Source organism: Klebsiella sp. CN_Kp106 (assembly GCF_040064575.1).
GTDB lineage: Bacteria > Pseudomonadota > Gammaproteobacteria > Enterobacterales > Enterobacteriaceae > Klebsiella > Klebsiella michiganensis.
Map to the genome: position 1 here is coordinate 375,331 of NZ_JBEAIG010000001.1, position 23,174 is coordinate 398,504.

The window sequence follows — 23,174 nt, forward strand, 5'->3', positions numbered from 1 at the left end:
CCGGACTTTCTCTCATCCCCTTTCGATTTCACTTTCATATAGTCAGCAAAACGGAGACGGCTATGCGCTCAGCAACCGACATTAATCAACGTTACAGGACGCTGCGTCCGCAGCTGCTGATGTACATGGTCATCGGGTATGCGGCGTTTTACCTGACGCGCAAAAGCGTCAACTACGTATTGCCGGCGCTGCAAACGGATCTGGGCCTGGATAAAGGCGATATCGGCCTGCTGGGGTCGCTATTTTACCTGACCTACGGCCTGTCGAAGTTTACCGCCGGGCTGTGGCACGACAGCCACGGGCAGCGCTGGTTTATGGGCGCGGGCCTGTTCGCCACCGGTCTGCTGAACGTGGTGTTCGCCTTCGGCGAGTCGCTGACGCTACTGCTGGCGGTCTGGACGCTGAACGGATTTTTTCAGGGCTGGGGCTGGCCTCCCTGCGCCCGCCTGCTGACCCACTGGTACTCGCGCAACGAACGCGGCTTCTGGTGGGGCTGCTGGAATATGTCGATCAACATCGGCGGGGCGATTATCCCGCTGATTAGCGCCTTTGCCGCCCACTGGTGGGGCTGGCAGGCGGCGATGCTGGCACCGGGGATGATCAGCATGGCATCAGGCATCTGGTTAACGCTGCACCTGAAAGGAACGCCCCGCGAAGAGGGATTGCCGTCGGTGGGCGCCTGGCGTAACGACCCGCTGGAGCTGCGCCAGGAGCGGCAAAGCCCGCCGATGGGGCTGTGGCAGATGCTGCGCACCACGATGCTGAAGAACCCGATGATCTGGCTGCTGGGCGTCTCTTATGTGCTGGTCTACCTGATCCGCATCGCGCTCAACGACTGGGGCAACATCTGGCTGACGGAGAGCCACGGCGTCAATCTGCTCAGCGCCAACGCCACGGTGATGCTGTTTGAAGCGGGCGGCCTGCTCGGCGCGCTGTTCGCCGGATGGGGCTCGGATCTGCTGTTCAGCGGCCAGCGGGCTCCGATGATTTTACTGTTCACGCTGGGGCTGATGGTCTCCGTCGCCGCGCTCTGGCTGGCGCCGGTACACCACTACGCGCTGCTGGCGGTGTGTTTCTTTACGGTGGGCTTCTTCGTTTTTGGCCCGCAAATGCTGATTGGCCTCGCGGCGGTGGAGTGCGGACACAAAGCGGCGGCGGGGTCAATCAGCGGATTTCTCGGCCTGTTCGCCTATCTGGGGGCAGCGCTGGCGGGCTGGCCTCTGTCGCTGGTCATTGAACGCTACGGCTGGTCGGGGATGTTCAGTTTACTCTCGGTCGCCGCAGTTCTGATGGGTTTATTGCTGATGCCGCTGCTGATGGCGAGCATTACTACCTCTGCTGCTCAAAGGATAAAATAATGAAAAAAACGCTGGTCACTACCCTGATTGCTTCCGGCATTGCGCTGGCGACGTTAAGCGGCGCGGCGCACGCCAAAGGTCGTCTGGTGGTCTATTGCAGCGCCACCAACGAAATGTGTGAGGCGGAAACTAAAGCCTTCGGCGAAAAATATGACGTAAAAACCTCGTTTATTCGCAACGGCTCCGGCAGCACGCTGGCGAAGGTCGATGCCGAGAAGAAAAACCCGCAGGCGGATGTCTGGTACGGCGGCACCCTCGACCCGCAGTCCCAGGCCGGCGAAATGGGCCTGCTGCAGCCCTATAAATCGCCGAATCTTACGCAGGTGATGGAGCAGTTCCGCGATCCGGCGAAGCTGAAAGGCAACTACTCCTCGGCGGTGTACGTCGGCATTCTCGGCTTCGGCGTGAACACCCAGCGCCTGAAAGAGAAAAACCTGCCGGTGCCAAAATGCTGGAAGGATCTGACCAAACCGGAATATAAAGGCGAAATCCAGATTGCCGACCCGCAGAGCTCCGGCACCGCCTACACCGCGCTGGCGACCTTCGCCCAGCTGTGGGGAGACGATCAGGCTTTCGATTTTCTCAAACAGCTCAACGCTAACGTCTCCCAGTACACGAAATCCGGTATCGCCCCGGCGCGCAACGCCGCCCGCGGTGAAACGGCCATCGGCATCGGCTTCCTGCACGACTATTCGCTGGAAAAAGAACAGGGCGCGCCGCTGGAGCTGATCTCGCCGTGCGAAGGCACCGGCTACGAAATTGGCGGCGTGAGCATTCTGAAGGGCGCGCGCAACCTCGACAACGCCAAACTTTTCGTCGACTGGGTGCTGTCGAAAGAGGCCCAGGAGCTGGCGTGGAAGAAAGGCAAGTCCTATCAGATCCTGACCAACACCAGCGCCGAAACTTCGCCGAACTCGCTGAAGCTCGACGACCTGAAGCTTATCAACTACGACATGGATAAATACGGCTCAACGGACGTGCGTAAAGCGCTCATCAATAAATGGGTTAGCGAAGTGAAGATGGGTAAATAAGCCCGCACTGCGTTCATTTGCCGGGTAGCGGCATCCACGCCCTACCCGGCCTACGACACCGGAAAACTTATGTCACACACACTTGCACTCCATCCCGTGAAAAAGCGGGATGCGATATTCCTTTGGGTTTTATTCGGCTGGCTGGCGTTCGCCCTGCTGCCGAGCTGGAGCCTGGATTACGGTCTGCTGGAGTCCACGCGCGATGAAATTCTCGCGGCCTACGGCTGGTCACAGTTCAATATCAGCTGGCTGTGGTATCTCCTGCCGAGCCTGCTGCTGATTCGTCCGTGGCAGGAAGCCAGCCGGGAGCAGCGCAGCCGCCACTACCTCGACGCCGGCTGGGCGCTCCTCTGTATGGCGTTTATCGTCGTCAGCGCCACCGTGGAAGGCCGCGGGTTAGGCTACGCCACCCTCGTGCTGTTTGTCGCGCTGGGCGCCATCATGACCCTGGCGCTCACCCGCCTGGAATGGCTGGGCGGCGACCGCTTTGTGATTGGTTCGCTGGTCACCATCGTGGCGTTAATCGGCGTCTTTATCGTCTGGCCGAGCATCGCCATTTTCATCCCGATGTTCACCAACGATGCCGGCGAGTTTGCCCCGCTGGCGTTTATGGCCGTGCTGTCGCAGGCGCATATTGTCCAGGTGATCCTCAACTCCATCGCCCTGTCGATTGCGGTAGGCATCGGCTGCACCTTCTTTGGCCTGGTGCTGGCGATTTACACCACCCGCATCGCCCAGCGCAGCGCGATTATTGGCCGCATTTTCTCGATTCTGCCGATCGTCACCCCGCCGTTTGTCGTCGGCCTCGGCGTTACCCTGATGATGGGCCGTTCCGGCTACGTCACCGAGCTGATGGTCGACTGGTTCGGCTTAACCAACACCAACTGGCTGTACGGGTTTACCGGCATCTGGCTGGCGCAGGTGCTGGCGTTCACTCCGATGGCGTTTATGATCCTCGACGGCGCGATTAAAACCATTCATCCGTCGCTGGAGGAGGCGTCGTACACCCTGCGCGCCAGCCGCTGGCAGACCTTTAACGGCGTCTTCGTCCCGCTGCTGAAACCGGCGCTGGCGAACGCGTTTTTAATTGTCATCGTCCAGTCGCTGGCCGACTTCAGCAACCCGCTGGTGCTCGGCGGCAACTTCGACGTGCTGGCGACGCAAATCTACTTCTATATCACCGGTTCGCAGCTCGATTATCAGGCCGCCAGTACCCTGGGCGCGTTCCTGCTGCTGTTCTCGCTGCTGGTGTTCTGCATTCAGTATATGTGGATCGGCAAGCGCTCGTACGTCACGGTTTCCGGTAAGTCCTATCGCGGCGACGTGCAGCCGCTGCCGGTGACCCTGGTGTGGAGCGTGATCGCCATTCTGGCGGTGTGGATCGCCTTCAACGCCCTGCTCTACGGCAGCATTTTCTACGGCAGCTTTACCGTTAACTGGGGCGTGGACTACACCCTGACGCTGGATAACTTTATCAAGCTGTTCGGCCAGGGGATGAGCGACGGCGCCTGGCCTTCGCTGCTCGATACCCTGCTCTACGCCGGGATCGCCGCGCCGATCACCGCCGCCTTCGGCCTGCTGATCGCCTGGATCGTGGTGCGTCAGCAGTTTAAAGGCAAAAAGACCATCGAGTTCACCACCATGCTGTGCTTCGCGGTACCGGGCACCGTGGCAGGCGTCTCCTATATTCTCGCCTTTAACAGCGCGCCGGTGTACCTCACCGGAACGGCGGCGATTGTGATTATCTCGATGGTGATGCGTAACGTGCCGGTGGGCATCCGGGCGGGCATTGCCGGTTTAGGCCAGATCGACAAATCGCTGGACGAAGCGTCGCTCAGCCTGCGCGCGGGTTCCCTGCGCACCATTACGCATATCTTGCTGCCGCTGCTGCGCCCGGCGATCCTCTCGGCGCTGATCTACAGCTTTGTGCGCGCCATTACCACCGTCAGCGCCATTGTGTTCCTCGTGACGCCGGACACCCGCGTCGCTACCGCCTATATCCTCAACCGGGTGGAAGACGGCGAATACGGCGTGGCGATCGCCTACGGATCGATTCTGATCGTAGTGATGCTGGCGATTATTTTTATCTTTGACTGGCTGATCGGGGAAGCGCGTATCTCCCGGTCAAAAGCCAAAAACCAGGCGTAATGGAGCGCACTATGAGTCAGAAAAATTTTGTTGAACTGCGCAACGTCACCAAGCGATTCGGCAGCAACACGGTTATCGACAATATCAATCTCACCATCCCGCAGGGGCAAATGGTGACCCTGCTCGGCCCTTCCGGCTGCGGTAAGACCACCATTCTGCGCCTGGTCGCCGGGCTGGAAAAACCGAGCGAAGGGCAGATTTTCATCGATGGCGAAGACGTGACCCATCGCTCCATTCAGCAGCGCGACATCTGTATGGTGTTTCAGTCTTACGCCCTGTTTCCGCATATGTCGCTGGGGGACAACGTCGGCTACGGTCTGAAGATGCTCGGCGCGTCGCGCAGCGATGTGAAAGCGCGGGTGAAGGAGGCGCTGGCGATGGTGGATCTGGAGGGCTTCGAAGACCGCTATGTCGATCAGATCTCCGGCGGCCAGCAGCAGCGCGTAGCGCTGGCGCGCGCCCTGATCCTCAAGCCAAAGGTGCTGCTGTTTGATGAGCCCTTAAGCAACCTCGACGCCAACCTGCGGCGCAGCATGCGCGATAAGATCCGCGAACTGCAAAAGCAGTTTGATATCACCTCGCTGTACGTGACCCACGATCAGAGTGAAGCCTTTGCGGTTTCCGATACCGTGCTGGTGATGAATAAGGGGCATATCATGCAGATCGGCTCGCCGCAGGATCTTTACCGCCAGCCCGCGTCGCGCTTTATGGCGAGCTTTATGGGCGATGCCAACCTGTTCCCGGCCGCCTTCAGCGAGGGGTTCGTCGATATTTATGGCTATCGGCTGCCGAGGCCGCCGCATTTTGCCGCCCACGGCGAGGGCAGCGTCGGCGTCCGCCCGGAGGCGATCACCCTGAGCGATCGCGGCGAGGAGAGCCAGCGCTGCACGATCCGTCACGTGGCCTATATGGGGCCGCAGTACGAGGTGACGGTAGAGTGGCACAGGCAGGAAATTTTGCTGCAGGTGAACGCGACGCGGCTGCAGCCGGACGTCGGCGAGCATTACTATCTCGAAATCCACCCGTACGGGATGTTTGTGTTAGCGGATGCCGGATGATTGATGCCGGGTAGCGCTTACGCTTACCCGGCCTACGATTCGTGCACGTTGTCCGCCGGGTAAGGCATCAGCCGCCACCCGGCGCAAACTCAACGCCGGGCGTTCAGTTCGGCAATATCCTTCGGCGTCGTGCGGCAGCAGCCGCCAATCAGCTTTGCCCCCGCCGCCAGCCACTGGGGTAAATATCCCGCCAGCGTTGCACAGGCTTCGCCGTGGTGATGCCAGGTCTTGGACACCGGGTCATAGTGCTCCCCTGAATTAGGATAAACCACCAGCGGCAGCGCCGTCAGGCTATGCAGATGCGCCAGCGCGGCGGTGGTGTTCTCCAGCGCGATACAGTTAATGCCCAGCGCCACCACCTGCGGATAGTTTGCCAGCACACCAACCACTTCCCGCAGCGGCGTGCCGTCGCTGAGATGCTGCGCATCGCGCAGGGTAAACGAGAACCACGCCCGCGCGCGCGGATAGGCGGTCAGCAGCTCCGCCAGCGCCTTCATCTCGGCGAAATTCGGCATCGTTTCGCAGGCCAGCAGATCGGCCCCGGCGTCGAGCAGCGCTTCCACGCGCGGACGATGAAACGCCTGAAATTCCTCACGGCTGCGGACATAATCGCCGCGATACTCCGAACCGTCCGCCAGGAAGGCGCCGTACGGCCCGACCGAACCGGCAACCAGCAGCGCCCCCGCCTGCGGGTTTTCCGCCAGATACGCCTCCCGCGCCTTGCGGGCCAGCTCAACGCTTTTGCCGATCAGCGCTTTCGACTGCGCTTCATCGAGGCCGCGGGCGGCAAAGCCCGCCGGCGTCGCCTGATAGCTGGCGGTGATCGCCACCTGCGCGCCGGCGCGGAAATAGTCGAGGTGAACTTCGCGGATAAGCTCCGGGTTGTCGACCAGCACTTTCGCCGACCACAGGCTGTCGGCAAGATTGCAGCCGCGCGCTTCCAGCTCCGTCGCCATCGCGCCGTCCAGCAGGATAAAGGGCTTTGCGTCAAGGAGGGCGGTTAACGGATTATTCTGCGACATGTTGAGGCTCCTGGGTGAGTTTCCGTGAACGAGTCAGATAATACGCACCATAACACAGTGCCACGAACGGGATCCCGCACCACAGCGCAATCCTCTGACTCGGGTCAAACGCCAGACCCACGCAGGCCACCAGGCAAAGCACAAATCCCAGCGCCGGCACCAGCGGATACCACGGCGCGCGGTAGTGCAGTTCGCTTAGCGCCTTCCCCTGCTGCAGATGGCGACGGCGGAACATAAAGTGCGAAGCGCAGATGCTCAGCCATACCGCCACCACCGCGAAGCCGGAAATCGCCGACAGCGCGACAAACACCGTATCCGGGGCCACGACGCTGGAGAAGAGCGCCAGCACGCCGCCAAGCATGCTGACCGAAATCGCCGTCAGCGGCACGCCGTTCTTGGTTAATTTAGTAAAACAGGCCGGCAGCGTTTTTTCATTGGAGAGCGACCACAGCATCCGCCCGGAGGCGTAGAGGCCAGAGTTGGCCGCCGATAGAATCGCCGTCAGGATCACAAAGTTAAAGATATCCGCCGCGTAAGGGATCCCCACCTTTTCGAACACCAGCACAAACGGGCTTTTTTCGACTCCCGCCTGCTGCATCGGGATCAGCGCCGCCAGCACGAAGACGGTGCCGATAAAAAAGATAATCAGCCGGGCGATGGTGGTGCGAATGGCCACCGGAATGACTTTGTGCGGATTCTCCGTTTCCCCCGCCGCGATGCCGATAAGTTCGGTGCCGGAGAAAGCGAAGTTAACCGCCACCATGGTCATCAGGATCGGCAGACCGCCGTGCGGGAACCAGCCTTCGGCGGTGATATTGCGCAGCCCCGGCGCCGGGGAGCCATCCTGCATCGGAATGATGCCGAAGATCGCCGCCCCGCCGAGAATAATAAAGGCAATAATGGTGACCACCTTCACCAGCGAGAACCAGAATTCACCTTCGGCAAAGAAGCGGGTGGAGATAACGTTGAGGGCGAAAATCACCGCGCAGAACACCACGCACCAGACCCATACCGGCACCTGCGGGAACCAGTACTGCATGCAGAATCCGGCGGCGGTGAAGCTTGAGCCAAGCGCGACGGTCCAGGTTAGCCAGTAGAGCCAGGCGACGGTGTACCCGGTCGCCGGGCCGAGATAGCGGGCGGCGTAGACGTGAAACGCCCCGGTTTCCGGCATCGCCACCGACAGTTCGCCCAGACACTGCATCACCAGCCAGACCACCAGCGCGCCAATCAGATAGGCCAGCAGCGTACCCGCCGCTCCGGTGGTGGAGATGATATAGCCGGTATTAAAAAATAGCCCTGTGCCAATAACGCCACCCAGCGACAGCATAATCAGGTGGCGGGTCTTCATGGTGCGCTTAAGCTGCCCACCTTGTTGTTGTGTTGTTTGCATTTGACCTCATGGGCGTATAGACATCTAAACATCCAGATAAGAGATTCCTTATACCCCGCCTATCGCCAAATTGCAAAGCGGCCTGGCGCGATGGCGCAAAAAAGACGCTGGCGCCCTCATGCACCAGTAACGCCACATTTGCGGGCAGCTGCACCACCGCGACTCTCCCGCCGGGCGCGGTCTGCACCTTTTTTGATCCTCGTTGGCGTAAACCGCCGCGTTTATCGGTGGTATGCCCTGGCATTCTCTTTGCAACCCTCCCGATATCTTTATCTGGCGAGGCAACGAACATGACAGAGCAAACCACAACGCTAAAAAGAACGCTCGGCAGTTTCCGCTTATGGGGGATCGCCGTTGGGCTGGTTATTTCCGGAGAGTATTTTGGCTGGAGCTACGGCTGGTCCCAGGCCGGGACGCTGGGCTTTATGATCGTCGCGCTGGCCATCGCCGCGATGTACTGCGCCTTTATTTTTAGCTTTACCGAGCTGACCACCGCCATTCCGCATGCGGGCGGGCCTTTTGCCTACGCCTACCGCGCCTTTGGCCCGACCGGCGGGTTTATCGCCGGCTTCGCGACCCTGATTGAATTCGTCTTCGCCCCGCCCGCCATCGCCATGGCCATCGGCGCCTATCTTAACGTGCAGTTTCCGGCGCTCGACCCCAAATGGGTGGCCTGCGGCGCCTACATCATCTTTATGACGCTGAATATTCTCGGCGTGGGTATCGCCGCGACCTTTGAGCTGGTGGTGACGTTATTAGCGATTTTCGAACTGCTGGTGTTTATGGGCGTTGTCGCGCCGGGCTTCTCCTGGAGCCACTTTACTGCTAACGGCTGGGCGGGCGCGGAGAGCTTCAGCGGCCTGGCGCTGCCGGGGATGTTTGCCGCCATCCCGTTCGCTATCTGGTTCTTTCTGGCGATTGAAGGCGCATCGATGGCCGCCGAAGAGGCGAAGGATCCGCAGCGCACCATTCCCCGGGCGCTGGGCGGCGGCATCCTGACCCTGACCGTGCTGGCGATTGGCGTGATGATTTTTGCCGGCGGCGTGGGCGACTGGCGAACCCTGGCCAATATTAACGACCCGCTGCCGCAGGCGATGAAAATGGTGGTCGGCAACAGCAGCGGCTGGCTGCATATGCTGGTGTGGCTGGGGCTCTTCGGCCTGGTGGCCTCGTTCCACGGGATTATCATGGGCTACTCGCGGCAGATTTACTCGCTGGCGCGCGCGGGCTATCTCCCCGCCAGCCTGGCGACGCTGAACCGCCGCACCCGCACGCCGCATCTGGCGATCCTCGCCGGGGGCGTGGTGGGCATCGCCGCCATTTTCTCCGATTCGCTGATCACCATTAGCGGGATGCCGCTGACCGCCTGTATCGTCACGATGTCGGTATTTGGCGCTATTGTTATGTATATCACCTCGATGGCGGCGCTGTTTAAACTGCGCCGCAGCGAGCCGAAGCTGATTCGACCGTTCCGCGCGCCGCTCTATCCGTGGGCGCCGGCCTTCGCACTGGCCATGGCGGTACTCTGCCTGGTGGCGATGGTCTGGTACAACACGCTGCTGGCGCTGATTTTCGCCGCCATGATGCTCGGCGGCTACCTGTGGTTTCGCAAGACCGCAGCGGCCCGCCAGCGCGCGGCGGTGGATCCGCAGCTGCGTACGGTCTCCTGAGGAGGCGACACATGTATAAAACCACGCTATCGGGCCAGGTATGGCGCTTTGATAGTCTGAAAACCTTGATGGCGAAGGCCTCCCCTGCGCGTTCCGGCGACGCGCTGGCGGGCGTTATCGCCGGCTCCGCCGAAGAGCGGATGGCGGCAAAAATGGCGCTGGCGGAGGTTCCGCTCACGGAGATTCTCGATAATCCGCTGATTCCCTACGAGCAGGATGAGGTGACCCGGCTGATCCTCGATACCCACGACGCCCGGGGCTTCGCGGCGATTAGCCATCTTACGGTCGGCGATTTTCGCGACTGGCTGCTCGACGACGCCACCGATGAAGCGGCGCTGCGCCAGGTCGCCCGCGCGATAACCCCGGAGATGGCCGCCGCGGTCAGCAAGCTGATGCGCAATCAGGATCTGATCCTCGCCGCCAGCAAATGCCGGGTCGTCACCCGTTTTCGCAATACCATCGGCCTGCCGGGGCGCCTGAGCGTGCGCCTGCAGCCCAATCACCCGACCGATGATATGAAAGGCATCGCCGCCAGCATGCTCGACGGCCTGCTGTACGGCGCCGGGGACGCGGTGATCGGCATCAATCCGGCCAGCGACAGCCTGCCGGTGCTGGCGCAGCTGAACCATATGCTTGACGATATTATTCAGCGCTTCGCCATCCCCACCCAGTCGTGCATTTTGACCCACGTCACCAACACCCTGCAGCTGATTGAGCGCGGCGCGCCGGTGGATCTGGTGTTCCAGTCGGTGGCCGGTACCGAAGCCGCCAACAGCGGTTTCGGCATTAATCTGGCGCTGCTGCAGGAAGCGCGGGAAGCGGCGCTTAGCCTGAACCGCGGCACGCTGGGCAACAACGTGATGTATTTTGAAACCGGCCAGGGCAGCTGTCTTTCCGCCAACGCCCACCACGGCGTTGATCAGCAGACCTGCGAAGCCCGGGCCTATGCCGTCGCCCGCCATTTTGAGCCGCTGCTGGTCAATACGGTGGTGGGCTTTATCGGCCCGGAGTATCTGTACGATGGTAAGCAGATTATCCGCGCCGGGCTGGAAGATCACTTCTGCGGCAAGCTGATGGGGCTGCCCATCGGCTGCGACGTTTGCTACACCAATCACGCCGAAGCGGATCAGGACGATATGGATACCCTGCTGACGCTGCTCTGCGCGGCCGGGCTGACCTTTTTGATCGGCGTTCCGGGGGCTGACGATATTATGCTCAACTACCAAAGCACCTCGTTCCACGATGCCCTTTACGCCCGCCGACTGCTGGGTTTACAGCATGCGCCTGAGTTCGCCGACTGGCTGACGAAGATGCAAATTATTGACCGTCACGGCGCGCTGCGTCTGACCGATGCCCGCCATCCGCTGCTTTCCGTCCTGCCGCAAGGAGAACCGGTATGAATCCTCCCGACGCCTGGAACCCGCTGCGTGAGTTTACCGATGCGCGGATTGCGCTGGGGCGCAGCGGCGCCAGCCTGCCGACCCGCGAAGTGCTGAATTTCGGCCTCGCCCACGCCCGGGCGCGCGATGCCATTCACCAGCCTTTCGCCAGCGACCAGTTAGTCCAGCCGCTGGCGGAGCTGGGGCTGTCGACGCTGACCGTCCGCAGCGCCGCCAGCGATCGCCATGTCTATCTGAATCGCCCGGATCTGGGGCGACAGCTGAACGAAGAGAGCCGCGCCGACCTCGCCGCCAGCGGCGCGCGCCCCGCCGACCTGCTGCTGGTGATTGGCGACGGGCTGTCGTCGTACGCCGTGCAGCGCCAGGCGGTGCCGCTGATTCGCGCCCTGCTGCCCTATCTGAAAACCCTCGGCCTGAGCCTGGCCCCGGTGGTACTGGCGCACCAGTCGCGGGTCGCGCTGGGCGATGATATAGGCGAAACGCTGAAGGCCAGAGCGGTGGCGATATTGATTGGCGAAAGGCCCGGGCTCTCCTCGCCGGATAGCCTCGGGGTGTATTTAACCTGGCAGCCGCATCGTCAGCGGCTGGAGTCGGAGCGCAACTGTATTTCTAATATCCGTCCGGAAGGACTGAGCTTTGATGCCGCCGCATTTAAACTGGCCTGGCTACTCGAGCAGGCCTTTTTGCGGCGGCTTACCGGAGTGCGCCTGAAAGACGAAAGCGATAATCCGGCGCTGCATGGAAAAATAAAACCGTTGAGCCAGTTAAAATAATAAGTCACGAAGGCAGCAGAATAGATTTTTAATATTATCTGGCGCACCTGAATATTATATTCGGGTGCGCGCTAAAATTGCGGGTTTTCCAGGCCGGGTAAGGCGTCAGCCGCCACCTGGCAAAATGCGTTAACCGTACCAAAAACAGTATTTACATCAGCCTTATGCCCTCTCCTGGAGGTAATAAGAATATTGCATGAGTAAAAACGAAACGGACGTTGTAAGGTAAATCCGCATACCAAATATATCTCGTTATCTATTCAACATAACAGCCAATAATTCGCCGGATACGTTGGCGAATTATGTCTCAATGTTATGCAGTCATTGATGGTTAAAGATAAATAATCGACCGACGGTGAGGTAACAATGAACAAGTTTTCCGGGAAAGCGTCTTTAATGGCCACGCTGGTTGCCGCGTGGGTCGGTGCCAGCAGCGCGCAGGCGGCTGAAATTAAAATCGGCGTGGTCTTACCGCTGAGCGGCGCGCTGAGCGGCTACGGTCAGCCTTCGCAAAAAGGGCTGGATATTATCCAGAGCATTACGCCGACGTTAAAAAACGGCGACACCGTGAAGCTTATCGTGATCGACGATAAGAGCGATAAGGTCGAAGCCGCTAACGCCATGCAGCGCCTGGTTTCCAGCGATAAAGTCGATGCGGTGATCGGCGAAGTCACCTCCTCCAATACCCTGGCGATGACCAAAATCGCCGACGACAGCAAAACGCCGCTGGTCTCCTCAACCGCGACCAACGACCGCGTTACCCGCAACCACCCTTACGTCAGCCGGGTCTGCTTCTCCGACAGCTTCCAGGGCGTGGTCGGCGCTAACCTCGCCTCGCGCGATCTGAAAGCCAAAACCGCCGCCATCGTCTTCGACAGCAGCAACGACTACTCCGTCGGCCTGGCGAAGGCCTTTCGCACGCAGTTCCTGAAAAACGGCGGCACCATTCCTATCGAAGTTCAGGCTCCCGGCGGCAGCAAAGACTTTAAGGCCCAGCTGGCCAGCGTGAAGGCGAAGAACGTCGACATGATCTATATGCCGATCTACTACACCGAAGGGGCGCTGATCGCCGTACAGGCGAAGCAGCTGGGGCTGAGCAAGCCGGTGGTCGGCGGCGACGGGCTGGCGGCGGATCAGGTCTTTTTTGACGTCGGCAAAGACGCGGTCAACGGCTATATGACCACCGACTACTACTCGCCGAACGCCAAAGAGCAAACGCCGGCGGGCGAGGTGTTTATCAAAGCCTGGGAAGCCAAATACCAGCAGCCGACCCACACCTGGGGCGCGATGGCTGCGGACGCCTATAACGTCATTATCAACGCCATGAACCAGTGCAGCGACCCGCACGACCGGGTTTGCGTTAACGAAAAAATTCGCGCCACTAAGGACTTCCAGGGCGTAACCGGCACGCTGACGTTACAAAACGGCGACGCTATCCGCAGCGCGGTCATCAACGAAGTGAAGGATGGCAAGCTGGCGTTTCGTACCGTGGTTAATCCTTAAGGTTTTATAAGGGATATCAGATGGATGGTGCCATTTTTCTCCAGCAAGTGGTCAATGGAATGAGCCTTGGGGGCATGTACGCCCTGATTGCCATCGGTTATACGATGGTTTATGGGGTGCTGCGCCTGATCAACTTCGCCCATGCGGACGTAATGATGGTCGGGGCGTTTACCACCCTGTTTTTGTTTTCTTCCATTGGGCTACCCTTCGGGGTAGCCGTTTTCCTGACCCTCGCGCTGTGCGGCCTGTTCGGCATGCTGATCGACCGGGTGGCCTATCGCCCGCTGCGTCAGGCATCAAAAATCTCCATGCTGATCACCGCCATCGGCGTCAGCTTCTTCCTCGAAAACCTGTTCAACGTGCTGTTTGGCGGCAGCTCGCGCTTCTTTTCCGCACCGGAATTTTTCAACAACACCCGCGCCTTTGGTGACGTGATTATCACCAACGTGGCGTGGATCGTGCCGCTGATCACCGTCCTGCTGCTGCTGGCGATCCTCTGGCTGCTGTACCGCACCCGCTACGGGATGGCGATCCGCGCGGTGGCCTTCGACGTTAATACCGTGCGCCTGATGGGCATCGACGCCAACCGCATTATCTCGCTGGTGTTCGCCCTCGGCAGCAGCCTCGCGGCGCTGGGCGGGGTTTTCTACTCCATCAGCTACCCGACCATCGACCCGCTGATGGGCGTGCTGATCGGCCTGAAGGCCTTCGCCGCCGCGGTGCTCGGCGGAATCGGCAGCGTCACCGGCGCGGTGCTCGGCGGCTTTATTCTCGGCTTTACCGAGGTGGTGGCGGTCGCTCTGTTTCCCGAGCTGGGCGGTTACAAAGACGCCTTTGCCTTTATGTTCTTGATTCTGGTCCTCTTGTTCCGCCCGGTTGGCATTATGGGCGATGAACGTCTGGAAAGGAGCCGTTTCTGATGCTCAACGCTACGACTACCGCCGGGGCGCAGCTGCGCAACCTGGTCATTATTGCTCTCTGCGTCGCGCTGCTGGCCGGGATCAACGTCGTCTTCAACGACTACATTATTCGCGTCATCAGCACCATTTTCGTCTTTATGATCCTCGCGGTCAGCTATAACCTGATCAACGGCGTGACCGGCCAGCTGTCGCTGGAGCCCAACGGCTTTGTGGCGGTCGGTGCTTACGTCACCGCCCTGCTGATCCTCCCCAGCGACAGCAAGCTGGATATGTTTGAGATGGCCGCCCCCAGCCCGTGGATCCTCGTGCTGCACGCCGGGTTCCTGCCCGCGCTGCTCATTAGCGGCCTGTGCGCGGCGGCGCTGGCGGTTTGCCTTGCCCTGCCGGTCTTCCGCGTGCGCGGCGACTACCTGGCGATTGTGACCCTCGGCTTCGGCTTTATCATTAAAATCCTCGCTATCAACAATCCGCAGATCACCAACGGCGCGATTGGCCTCAACGATATTCCGCAGCAGCCGCATCTCCTGTTCTGGTGCGGGCTGTTCGCCCTGCTGGCGACCGGGATGATTTTGCAGCTGGTGTGGTCGAAGTACGGGCGAATGATGAAAGCGGTGCGCGACGACGAAGACGCCGCTATCGCCATGGGCGTGAACACGTTTCGCATTAAAACCTACGCCTTCGCCACCAGCGCCTTCTTCGAAGGGATCGGCGGCGGCCTGCTGGCCTCGCTGCTGACCACCATCTCGCCGGGTCTGTTCGACTTTATGCTCACCTTCCAGCTGCTGATTATTATCGTGCTCGGCGGCCTGGGCAGCACCACCGGCGCGCTGCTCGGCACCGTACTGGTGGTCGGCAGCGGCGAGTGGCTGCGCTTTCTCGACCAGCCGCTCCAGTTCTTCGGTCACGATCTCGGCGCGTATCCGGGCCTGCGGATGGTGGTGTTCTCGCTGCTGCTGCTGATCATCATGCTGTTCGCCCGCGAAGGTCTGCTGGGCAAAAAAGAGATTTGGCAAGTGGGCAAAAGGGGCCGCGGCTATGGCGCAAAATAAGGTCATTTTACAGGTGCAGGACGTGACCATGCAGTTCGGCGGCCTGCGGGCCATCGACAGCGTCAGTTTCCACGTCGACGAAGCGGAAATTTTTGGCCTGATTGGCCCCAACGGCGCGGGCAAAACCACGATGTTCAACGTCATCACCGCCAACTATAAGCCGACCAGCGGCAGCGTGACCCTGGCGGGAAAGTCGCTGAAGGGGCTGAAGCCGAACCGGGTGGTCAACGCCGGGATTGCCCGCACCTTTCAGAATATCCGCCTGTTCAACTCGATGACGGTATTAGAAAACGTGATGGTCGGCCTCGACAGCGCCAGCCGCTATTCGCTGCTGGAAGCGGCGCTGCATATTGGCCGCTACTTCCCCGCCGAGCGGGCGGCAAAGGCCAAAGCGATGGCGATTCTGGACGATATCGGTATCGCCCATTTCGCCGACGTGCAGGCCACCAACCTCAGCTACGGCAACCAGCGCAAGGTGGAGATCGCCCGCGCGCTGGCGACGTCGCCAAAATTGCTGCTGCTCGACGAGCCCGCCGCCGGGATGAACCCGAAAGAGACGGAGGATCTGGCGGATCTGATCTTCCGCATGCGTAACGACTATCAGCTCAGCGTACTGCTGATCGAGCACGATATGCCGTTCGTCAACAAGCTGTGCGAGCGGGTGATGGTGCTGGAGTACGGCAAACCGCTGTTTAGCGGCCTGATGTCCGAAGCCATTCAGGATCCGGACGTGATTTCCGCCTACCTGGGGGACGTTCGTTATGCTTAGCGCGCGCGAGTTAAAAGTGTTTTACGGCGTGATTCAGGGGCTGAAAGGGGTGGACATTGATATTCACGATCGGGAGATTGTGACTCTTATCGGCAGCAACGGTGCCGGGAAAACCTCCACCCTCAACGGGATCGTCAACCTGGTGCGTTCCACGGGGCGGGTCAATTTTCTCAACGAGGATATTTCCCGCAGCCAGACGCATCAGATTGTGCGTAAGGGGCTGGCGCTGGTGCCAGAAGGACGGCGCATCTTTACCAACCTGACCATCGAAGAAAATCTGCGCATGGGGGCCTACAACAATCTCGCCGGCTTTACCCGCCTGCGCGATCGCATGTACAGCCTGTTTCCCCGGCTGAAAGAGCGGCGCGGCCAGATGGCGGGAACCATGAGCGGCGGCGAGCAGCAGATGCTGGCGATCGCCAGAGCGTTGATGAGCGAGCCGGTACTGCTGATGCTCGATGAGCCAAGCCTCGGCCTGGCGCCGAAAATTGTCGGGGAGCTGTTTGCGACGATTAAGCAGCTGCGGGAAGAGAATATTACCGTGCTGCTGGTAGAGCAGAACGCCACGGCGGCGTTGACCATCGCCGATCGCGCCTATGTGCTGGAGAATGGGAAGATTATGCTCTCTGGTCCGGCGCCGGAGGTGCTGGCGAATCCGGAAATCAAACGGATGTATCTGGGGGGGTAAAGCTGTTCAGGGCTGCGGCTTCGCTTCCTGCGTCGCCGCAACCGCAAACAGCCTCGCGCTACACAAAGCACACCTCGTTCCAGTAGGCTTCACGCGTCCTGCGCCGCTCAGTATGTTTTATCATGGCGAAACCACCTTGTTTCAACGTTGCCGAGCTCAATTCCGTAGAGACTGGCGACCGGTAATATTGCCTCCATGATGCGTTGGGTATCCTGCTGACCGGCTTCACCGCCGGATCCAGATAAAGAAGCCAGCCAGCCCGTTATGCGTTGCCACAGCGCCACTTTCATTTTTCTCCTCCGTCGGGAAGCATTTTTGCCTGTGTCTATTTCAACCACAGTTGACGGCGGGCAGGAAATATCAATTCCGGATTTGTAATTCTGTGGGATGCATATTGGGGCCTTTCCCGGATTGCGACGTAAACGTCTTATCCGGGCTACACGACCCCAGACGACTGAGGCCCCGTAGCCCAGCCAAGCGCAGCGCAGGCTGGGAAGGACCCGCAGCGTTTGCCGAAGCCTGATTTGTAATTCTATGCGTAAGGGTTCCGTTCACTCGCAATCTGCAGAAAATGCCTCACCGCTACCCGTGAACGGGTAAAGGGGGGAGAAAACCGTCTCCCCCTTTACAATCCCCGCGGTCCCGCAAAGAAATCGGTGCTGCGCACTGCGCTCACCTCCCGGTCCTCAGCCTGCGGTCGGCTCAACTCGACATCGCTGTCTCGATTCGCCTCTGGCCGCCATCCCTGGCGGCCAGCCCTTGTCTTCCGACCTCCGGTTCGCCGATTTCAGCGGGCACCAGGGCATCGCTGCGAGTCTTGTGATTTCAGAAAGATACCAATAGCTGACGGAATGTCTCCCCAGTTTGGTGGCACAGAGCCGGGTAAACAATATCCACAACTTTGTTAAGTTCTTTTTCGTTATAGATAAGAACTTTTTCTTCTTTGCCGCCGACGGGCGATTTGTGGGAGCGTGATAAACACAAAACAAAACAGGGATTCAGGGGAATAACAATGCGCATTGCAAAAACAAAAATCGCGCTGGCGCTGGGCATGCTGGTGCTCGCCGCGCAGGCTCAGGCCGATCAACTAGCCGATATCAAAGCCGCCGGCGTGGTCAAAGTCGCCACCTTCGACGCCAACCCGCCGTTCGGCTCGGTAGACCCGAAAACGCATAAAATCGTCGGCTACGACGTGGACTTCGCCGAAGCGCTGGCAAAATCGCTCGGCGTCAAGCTGGAGCTGGTCGCCACCAACCCGGCCAACCGCATTCCGCTGCTGCAATCCGGTAAGGCCGACCTGATCGTCGCCGATATCACCATCACCCCGGAACGCGCCCAGGTGATTGATTTCTCAACGCCTTACTTCGTGACCGGCCAGCAGTTCCTCGTCCCGGCAAAATCGCCGGATAAGCTCGATGATTACAGCAAAGCGCGCATCGGCGCGGTAAAAGGCACCACCGGCGAACAGGCGCTGCATCAGCGTTTCCCGCAGTCGCGCGTGCTCTCTTATGACGATATTCCGCTGGCGCTGACCGCCCTGCGCAACGGCAACGTGCAGGCCATCACCCAGGACAGCACCATCCTCGCCGGACTGCTGGCGGAAGCGCCGGACAAGGCAAACTTCAAAATCATCCCCGACCTGCTGAGCAAAGAAGAGATTGGCGTCGGCGTGAAGAAAGGCGAACCGGCCCTGCTGAAAGCGGTCAATGACGAGCTGGTCAAGCTGGAAAAAACCGGTGAAGCGGCCAAAATTTACGACGTCTGGTTTGGCCCGAGCACCAAAACCCCGCAGCCGCGCGCCTTTACTATCGAAGCGAAATAAGCAGAGAAAGATGATGTTATCGGCTCTATTTTCACGCTCCGCGGCATCGTCCGCGGATTTTTCGCATCTGCAGCGCGCCAGCATTGAGTTTCGCGATGTCGCCAAAAGCTACGGCGACCATCGGGTGCTGAACGGCGTAAATTTACAGGTTGAACCCGGCGAAGTAGTGGCGATCCTCGGCCCTTCGGGATCGGGCAAATCAACCCTGATCCGCCTGATCAATCAGCTGGAATCCCTTAGCGGCGGCGAGATTCTGATCGACGGCAAACCGACGCGCCAGCTTACCGGCAGCGCCCTGCGCCAGCTGCGCAGCCGGGTCGGCTTCGTTTTTCAGCAGTTTAATCTCTACGCCCACCTGACGGCGCAGGAGAATATTACCCTCGCGCTGGAACGCGTTCACGGCTGGAGCAAAAGCGCCGCCCGCGAGCGCTCGCTGGCGCTGCTCAGCCAGGTTGGCCTGGCGGATAAAGCCCGGCAGATGCCTGCCCAGCTCTCGGGCGGTCAGCAGCAGCGGGTGGCGATCGCCCGCGCCCTCGCCTCCTCGCCGCAGATCATTCTGTTCGATGAACCCACGTCGGCGCTGGACCCGGAGATGATCGGCGAAGTGCTGCAGGTCATGAAAACCCTCGCCCACAGCGGGATCACCATGGTGGTGGTGACCCACGAGATGCAGTTCGCCCGCGAGATTGCCGATCGGGTGGTGTTTATCGACGGCGGCGATATTCTCGAAGTCGCGCCGCCGGCCGAGTTTTTCGCCCGGCCGCAGCACGCCCGCACCCGCCGTTTCCTGCAGAAGGTGCTCGATCCGCTGCACCAGGAGAGTGAGGCGTGATCCCACATCTCGACTGGCATGGCGTGCTGAGCGGGCAGCCGCTGCAGTGGATCATCTCCGGTTTTCTCACCACCGTCTGGGTCAGCGTCGCGGGGATGATTCTGGCGACCGTGCTGGCCGTCCTGCTGCTGGCGCTGCGTCTCGGGGGCGGCAGGCCCGGCCGCTGGCTGGTGGCGGCCTGGGTTTCACTGTTCCGCAATACGCCGCTGCTGGTCCAGCTGCTGTTCTGGTATTTTGCCGCCTGGAATCTGCTGCCGCTGGGGGCGCGAGATTTTATCAACGACGACCACAGCTGGTCGATTCTGCCGGGCAACGTCTGGTGGCTGACGCCGGAGTTTCTCTGCTCAATGTGGGGACTCGGGGTCTTTACTTCGGCGTTTCTGATCGAAGAGATCGCCTCCGGGCTGCGCGCCGTTAGCCACGGCCAGCGGGAAGCGGCGCTGTCGCAGGGGTTTACGCCGTGGCAGGAGCTGCGCCACATTCTGCTGCCGCAGGGGCTGGCTAACGCCTGGCAGCCGATTATCGGCCAGTATCTGAACCTGATGAAGCTCTCCTCGCTGGCGAGCGGTATCGGCTTCGCCGAACTGACCTATCAGGTACGGCAAATCGAGAGCTACAACGCGCATGCGCTGGAGGCGTTTGCCGTCGGCACCGCGCTGTATCTGGCGCTTGGAGTGCTCATGGGCGTGGCGCTGACGCGTCTCGGTCCGGGAAGGGATCAGCAAAGGAGAGCCGGCTATGAACGCTAACCTGGCGGTTATCGTTGATAACCTCGATTATCTGCTGTGGGGACGGCTGGCGGACGGTATTCCCGGCGGCGTGGTGCTGACGCTGCTGATGGCAGTCGGCGCCGCCGCGCTGGCGCTGCCGGGGGGCGTGCTGCTGGCGGCCATCGCCTGGCGCTACGACGGGATCGTGCGGCGGTTGCTCTTCCTGTGGGCGGAGATTATTCGCGGCATCCCGCTGATCTTCGTCATTTTCTGGCTGTGGTATCTGCTCCCCATGCTCACCGGCAGCGACCTGCCGGGCGCGGTCACCGTCACGGTGGCGCTGGCGTGGTTTACCGCCGCGTCGGTGATGCACTCGGTGCTGGCGGGCCTGCAATCGCTGCCCCGCGGGCAGTACGAAGCGGCGCTGACCCAGGGTTTTGCCCCCGGACAGACGCTGCGCCTTATTCTGCTGCCGCAGGCTCTGCGCAACGTTCAGCCCTCGCTGGTAGGGATATTTATCGGGCTGCTCAAAGACACGTCGCTGGCGTTTATCGTCAACGTGCCGGAACTGACCACCGTCGCCGGGCAGGTCAATAACCGGGTGCAGATTTACCCGCTGGCGATATTTGTCTTTACCGGCGCGGTTTATTATCTGCTGTGCTGCGGCCTGAGCCTGCTGGCGAACCGCCGCTATGCCGGGCGTACGGTTTAGCGACGAAGCGCGAAAAAAGCTGCCCGGTTAGTTCACCGGGCAGTCTTTGGTCATTTTTATAAATTTATCGTTATAGATGATGTAATGGTTCCCCGGTTGGCGCAGCGAGGCCTGGCGAACAACGTCCCCGGGCCGTAAATACCATGCATCCCCTTCCTCTTCCGTCGTATCGCACCCGGGCTTGATCAGCAGCTTAAACCAGGTATTCCCGGTATTGCTGACGGTGCCCGCCGCCCGATCGTAGGCCCACTTGAACCGTATCTCGCGCGGGCGCACAACCAGAATCGTGTCCATCACCACCACCGGATCCATACTCACCTCGGTACCGCTTTTATTGCGCATCACGTAATTGCGGGTGGGTATTTCACGAAAGGAGACCCGGTAATAGCGCTCACGGTCATCTTTCGGGCCGTGGTAGTAAAACTTAAAATACTCGCTCTCCCCCGCCTGCAGGGTAAGCTGACGCGGGGCAAACAGCAGCTCGCCGTCCGCCGGGCGAGAACGCACCTCTTTGCCGCCGGGGCGGTCGATAGCGACAATAGAAACCCGATACAACCGGGCGCTTTTATTGTTATTAATCACCCGTTTAGACGCGAAGTTATCTTCCGCCGCCAGCGAGAAAGTTAAATTACCCACCGAGATGGCCTGCGCCGCGGTCGCGAAGCCGAGCGACAGCAGGCAGATAAGCATCCGCAGCAAATTAGTTAATGTTACGCCACGTCGCCTGAACATGAATTTCTCCTGAAGCACTCACTTCACCAAACCAGCCGTTATCTTCCACCGTGCGCAGCGATATCGGGTTATCCATCGGAATGGAAAACGTCACCGTCGTTTTGTCCATCTGCCCGACGTCGCCGGAAATATCCGTCCACGGCGTGGTTAACCACAGGGCGTCGGTCATATCGCGCCAGGTATCATCGCATCCGGCATCGTAGGTTTTGATGGTCCCGGTCTGGGTGGTAAACGCCAGCGTCGCCGGGAACGGTACTCTCGACGTGCCGTCGGGTGAACTAAAAATACAGTATGAACGTCCGCCGATCGCCTGCGTTGGCCCGGTCACTTTAATGAGCACTTCATCGGCGGCGGTTTTGCCGCTGGTGGTGACAATATAGCCAAAGTCCAGCGACGGCTCGCCGCTGCCCACGTAGCCTTCGCGCGTCGGCGCCGAAATGTACTCATCGGAAATAATGCTGATGCTGAAGTCGCGCGGTTTAATAATCAGGGTGTTGGAGGTCGAAAACTCGTACCAGCCTGACTCCGGCGAGGTGGTGTTATAGAAACGGAAATTAAACAGGTCTTTGGTGTTCACGTCGCTGATGCCCAGCGTGACCATCTGCTTAAAAAAGTTGCTCGAGAAAAATACGTAAACCGAGTCAGATGATTTCATCTCATTAAACGTATAGTACTGGGAGATGCCGCTCACCGGCTTCCATGAATTCCCATCCAGGCTGAACTGCATATCATAACTTCCGACCGCGGAAGCCAGCGCCGAGTTGCTGATTGCCGGAAAAATATGAATTGAGGTATTACTCAGGCCATTGTGCTGCAAATTATAGTTCACCATTTTGCAGCTCAGACCGGAACGGGAGCCGATAGTCTGGGTGCGGCAGTCGGCGTTCCCCTCGCCCAGCGTCGGGACCCCGTCGCTGTTGATAAAGACTTCCGCCAGCGCATGGGTGTTAATCAGCTTCAGGTTTGCCGCTTTAGTATGGGTGACTTTGCGCACGTACCAGTAACCTGAAGCCTGATCTTTACAGCGCGCGCCGCTGCTGGCGTCGTAGCTCACCGACGTCATGCAGGAGTTGATGGTCATCGAGAAGCTGCTGCCCACCGACATCTGCTGCAGATACTGGTAGAAAGCGTCGGACATCATGCCGTGCATCCACTTTTGTCCGCCGGGGGTCACCGTCGCGCCGTAGAAGCCGCTGGCATCGCTGGTTTGCGGCAGAATCAGGCTGGTGGCCATATCGCAGCCCGCATACCAGTTGATACAGCGCAGCCCCTGTAACGGATGAGATGCGGGAGAGTTATCCAGCCACATATCGAAGAACCAGTTGGCGTACAGACCGGTGTTATAGCCATTGTCGATATAGCCCAGGCTCTGCTGATAAATGGTGCCCGAGCCGTTATATTTCAGCCCGGTCCAGCGGTTAGCCCCGGTCATGCGCGGGTCCAGCCCGCCGCCCGGGGTGACAAAGAAGTTATCGTCCGAGTTGTTTTCCACGAAAACAAACTGCATAGTCGCCGCATCCGGCCAGGTGGTTTTGGTGACCGCGGCGTTGACCCGCGTCACGCACAGCGCCGCCGTGAACATCA

General features: G+C 59.9%; 22 protein-coding genes. 16 read left to right on the forward strand and 6 right to left on the reverse strand.

All coding sequences use genetic code 11. From position 1 onward, the window contains the following. Window positions 1-38 precede the first annotated feature (38 nt). The 4 genes from uhpC to fbpC all read left to right on the forward strand — a co-directional run bounded on the left by uhpC (window position 39) and on the right by fbpC (window position 5,595). Window positions 39-1,358 carry an MFS transporter family glucose-6-phosphate receptor UhpC gene (gene uhpC / locus ABLU96_RS01690; RefSeq protein WP_223852531.1) on the forward strand — a complete coding sequence of 440 codons (1,320 nt, stop codon included), beginning with the start codon at window positions 39-41 and terminating at the stop codon, window positions 1,356-1,358. Further along, a complete protein-coding gene (locus ABLU96_RS01695) occupies window positions 1,358-2,389 on the forward strand; it encodes an ABC transporter substrate-binding protein (RefSeq protein WP_064405122.1) in 1,032 nt (343 codons plus the stop codon). Before uhpC ends, ABLU96_RS01695 begins: the two co-directional genes overlap by 1 nt. 69 nt (window positions 2,390-2,458) lie before the next feature. Further along, a complete protein-coding gene (locus ABLU96_RS01700) occupies window positions 2,459-4,537 on the forward strand; it encodes an iron ABC transporter permease (RefSeq protein WP_064405124.1) in 2,079 nt (692 codons plus the stop codon). A gap of 11 nt (window positions 4,538-4,548) precedes the next feature. After that, on the forward strand, window positions 4,549-5,595 hold the full coding sequence (fbpC, locus tag ABLU96_RS01705) for a ferric ABC transporter ATP-binding protein (protein WP_064405127.1): 1,047 nt from the start codon (window positions 4,549-4,551) through the stop codon (window positions 5,593-5,595). Window positions 5,596-5,684: 89 nt separating this feature from the next. Here fbpC and mmuM read toward each other — a convergent pair whose 3' ends face one another. Both mmuM and mmuP read right to left on the reverse strand, forming a co-directional pair. Beyond that, a complete protein-coding gene (mmuM, locus tag ABLU96_RS01710) occupies window positions 5,685-6,617 on the reverse strand; it encodes a homocysteine S-methyltransferase (RefSeq protein ID WP_032748170.1) in 933 nt (310 codons plus the stop codon). Further along, on the reverse strand, window positions 6,604-8,010 hold the full coding sequence (gene mmuP, locus ABLU96_RS01715) for an S-methylmethionine permease (protein WP_032748168.1): 1,407 nt from the start codon (window positions 8,008-8,010) through the stop codon (window positions 6,604-6,606). Before mmuP ends, mmuM begins: the two co-directional genes overlap by 14 nt. A 290-nt stretch (window positions 8,011-8,300) precedes the next feature. On the opposite strand from mmuP, the gene eat reads away from it, so the two are divergent. The 3 genes from eat to eutC are packed head-to-tail and all read left to right on the forward strand — an operon-like array spanning window position 8,301 to window position 11,853. Continuing rightward, window positions 8,301-9,680 (forward strand): ethanolamine permease, encoded by a 1,380-nt coding sequence (eat, locus tag ABLU96_RS01720; RefSeq protein ID WP_004129501.1) that lies wholly within the window; start codon window positions 8,301-8,303, stop codon window positions 9,678-9,680. A gap of 11 nt (window positions 9,681-9,691) precedes the next feature. Beyond that, window positions 9,692-11,080, forward strand: a complete 1,389-nt coding sequence (locus ABLU96_RS01725; protein WP_032748165.1) for an ethanolamine ammonia-lyase subunit EutB — start codon at window positions 9,692-9,694, stop codon at window positions 11,078-11,080. Beyond that, window positions 11,077-11,853, forward strand: a complete 777-nt coding sequence (gene eutC, locus ABLU96_RS01730; protein WP_004099335.1) for an ethanolamine ammonia-lyase subunit EutC — start codon at window positions 11,077-11,079, stop codon at window positions 11,851-11,853. The genes ABLU96_RS01725 and eutC overlap by 4 nt, the downstream gene beginning before the upstream one ends. A 260-nt stretch (window positions 11,854-12,113) precedes the next feature. On the opposite strand, the gene ABLU96_RS01735 is transcribed toward eutC, so the two are convergent. Beyond that, window positions 12,114-12,257, reverse strand: coding sequence for a hypothetical protein (locus ABLU96_RS01735; protein ID WP_163520509.1), 144 nt, complete (start codon window positions 12,255-12,257; stop codon window positions 12,114-12,116). Here ABLU96_RS01735 and ABLU96_RS01740 point away from each other — a divergent pair. Genes ABLU96_RS01740 through ABLU96_RS01760 form a run of 5 tightly spaced genes read left to right on the forward strand, consistent with a single transcriptional unit; the run spans window position 12,250 to window position 16,782 of the window. Next, window positions 12,250-13,356 carry an ABC transporter substrate-binding protein gene (locus ABLU96_RS01740; protein WP_024359092.1) on the forward strand — a complete coding sequence of 369 codons (1,107 nt, stop codon included), beginning with the start codon at window positions 12,250-12,252 and terminating at the stop codon, window positions 13,354-13,356. The two genes, ABLU96_RS01735 and ABLU96_RS01740, sit on opposite strands and share 8 nt — an antisense overlap. 20 nt (window positions 13,357-13,376) lie before the next feature. Then, window positions 13,377-14,276: a branched-chain amino acid ABC transporter permease gene (locus tag ABLU96_RS01745; RefSeq protein ID WP_004099333.1), complete on the forward strand. Its 900-nt coding sequence runs from the start codon at window positions 13,377-13,379 to the stop codon at window positions 14,274-14,276. Beyond that, complete coding sequence (locus ABLU96_RS01750) at window positions 14,276-15,325, forward strand: branched-chain amino acid ABC transporter permease (protein ID WP_048261361.1); 1,050 nt, start codon at window positions 14,276-14,278, stop codon at window positions 15,323-15,325. The genes ABLU96_RS01745 and ABLU96_RS01750 overlap by 1 nt, the downstream gene beginning before the upstream one ends. Continuing rightward, window positions 15,312-16,094, forward strand: coding sequence for an ABC transporter ATP-binding protein (locus ABLU96_RS01755; RefSeq protein ID WP_014228113.1), 783 nt, complete (start codon window positions 15,312-15,314; stop codon window positions 16,092-16,094). The genes ABLU96_RS01750 and ABLU96_RS01755 overlap by 14 nt, the downstream gene beginning before the upstream one ends. Further along, a complete protein-coding gene (locus tag ABLU96_RS01760; protein ID WP_048261359.1) occupies window positions 16,087-16,782 on the forward strand; it encodes an ABC transporter ATP-binding protein in 696 nt (231 codons plus the stop codon). Before ABLU96_RS01755 ends, ABLU96_RS01760 begins: the two co-directional genes overlap by 8 nt. Window positions 16,783-16,889: 107 nt before the next feature. On the opposite strand, the gene ABLU96_RS01765 is transcribed toward ABLU96_RS01760, so the two are convergent. After that, window positions 16,890-17,072 (reverse strand): hypothetical protein, encoded by a 183-nt coding sequence (locus ABLU96_RS01765; RefSeq protein WP_004129481.1) that lies wholly within the window; start codon window positions 17,070-17,072, stop codon window positions 16,890-16,892. A gap of 722 nt (window positions 17,073-17,794) precedes the next feature. Here ABLU96_RS01765 and ABLU96_RS01770 point away from each other — a divergent pair. The 4 genes from ABLU96_RS01770 to ABLU96_RS01785 are packed head-to-tail and all read left to right on the forward strand — an operon-like array spanning window position 17,795 to window position 20,858. Further along, on the forward strand, window positions 17,795-18,604 hold the full coding sequence (locus tag ABLU96_RS01770) for an ABC transporter substrate-binding protein (protein WP_014228110.1): 810 nt from the start codon (window positions 17,795-17,797) through the stop codon (window positions 18,602-18,604). A 13-nt stretch (window positions 18,605-18,617) separates the two neighbouring features. Then, window positions 18,618-19,436, forward strand: coding sequence for an amino acid ABC transporter ATP-binding protein (locus tag ABLU96_RS01775; RefSeq protein WP_014837542.1), 819 nt, complete (start codon window positions 18,618-18,620; stop codon window positions 19,434-19,436). Further along, complete coding sequence (locus ABLU96_RS01780) at window positions 19,433-20,185, forward strand: amino acid ABC transporter permease (protein ID WP_014228108.1); 753 nt, start codon at window positions 19,433-19,435, stop codon at window positions 20,183-20,185. Before ABLU96_RS01775 ends, ABLU96_RS01780 begins: the two co-directional genes overlap by 4 nt. Then, entirely contained in the window at window positions 20,175-20,858 is a 684-nt protein-coding gene (locus ABLU96_RS01785; RefSeq protein ID WP_025107213.1) for an amino acid ABC transporter permease, read from the forward strand. Before ABLU96_RS01780 ends, ABLU96_RS01785 begins: the two co-directional genes overlap by 11 nt. A 27-nt stretch (window positions 20,859-20,885) precedes the next feature. On the opposite strand, the gene ABLU96_RS01790 is transcribed toward ABLU96_RS01785, so the two are convergent. Further along, entirely contained in the window at window positions 20,886-21,590 is a 705-nt protein-coding gene (locus ABLU96_RS01790) for a fimbria/pilus periplasmic chaperone (protein WP_064405128.1), read from the reverse strand. After that, window positions 21,559-23,172, reverse strand: coding sequence for a hypothetical protein (locus tag ABLU96_RS01795; protein WP_217076745.1), 1,614 nt, complete (start codon window positions 23,170-23,172; stop codon window positions 21,559-21,561). Before ABLU96_RS01795 ends, ABLU96_RS01790 begins: the two co-directional genes overlap by 32 nt. Window positions 23,173-23,174 lie beyond the last annotated feature (2 nt).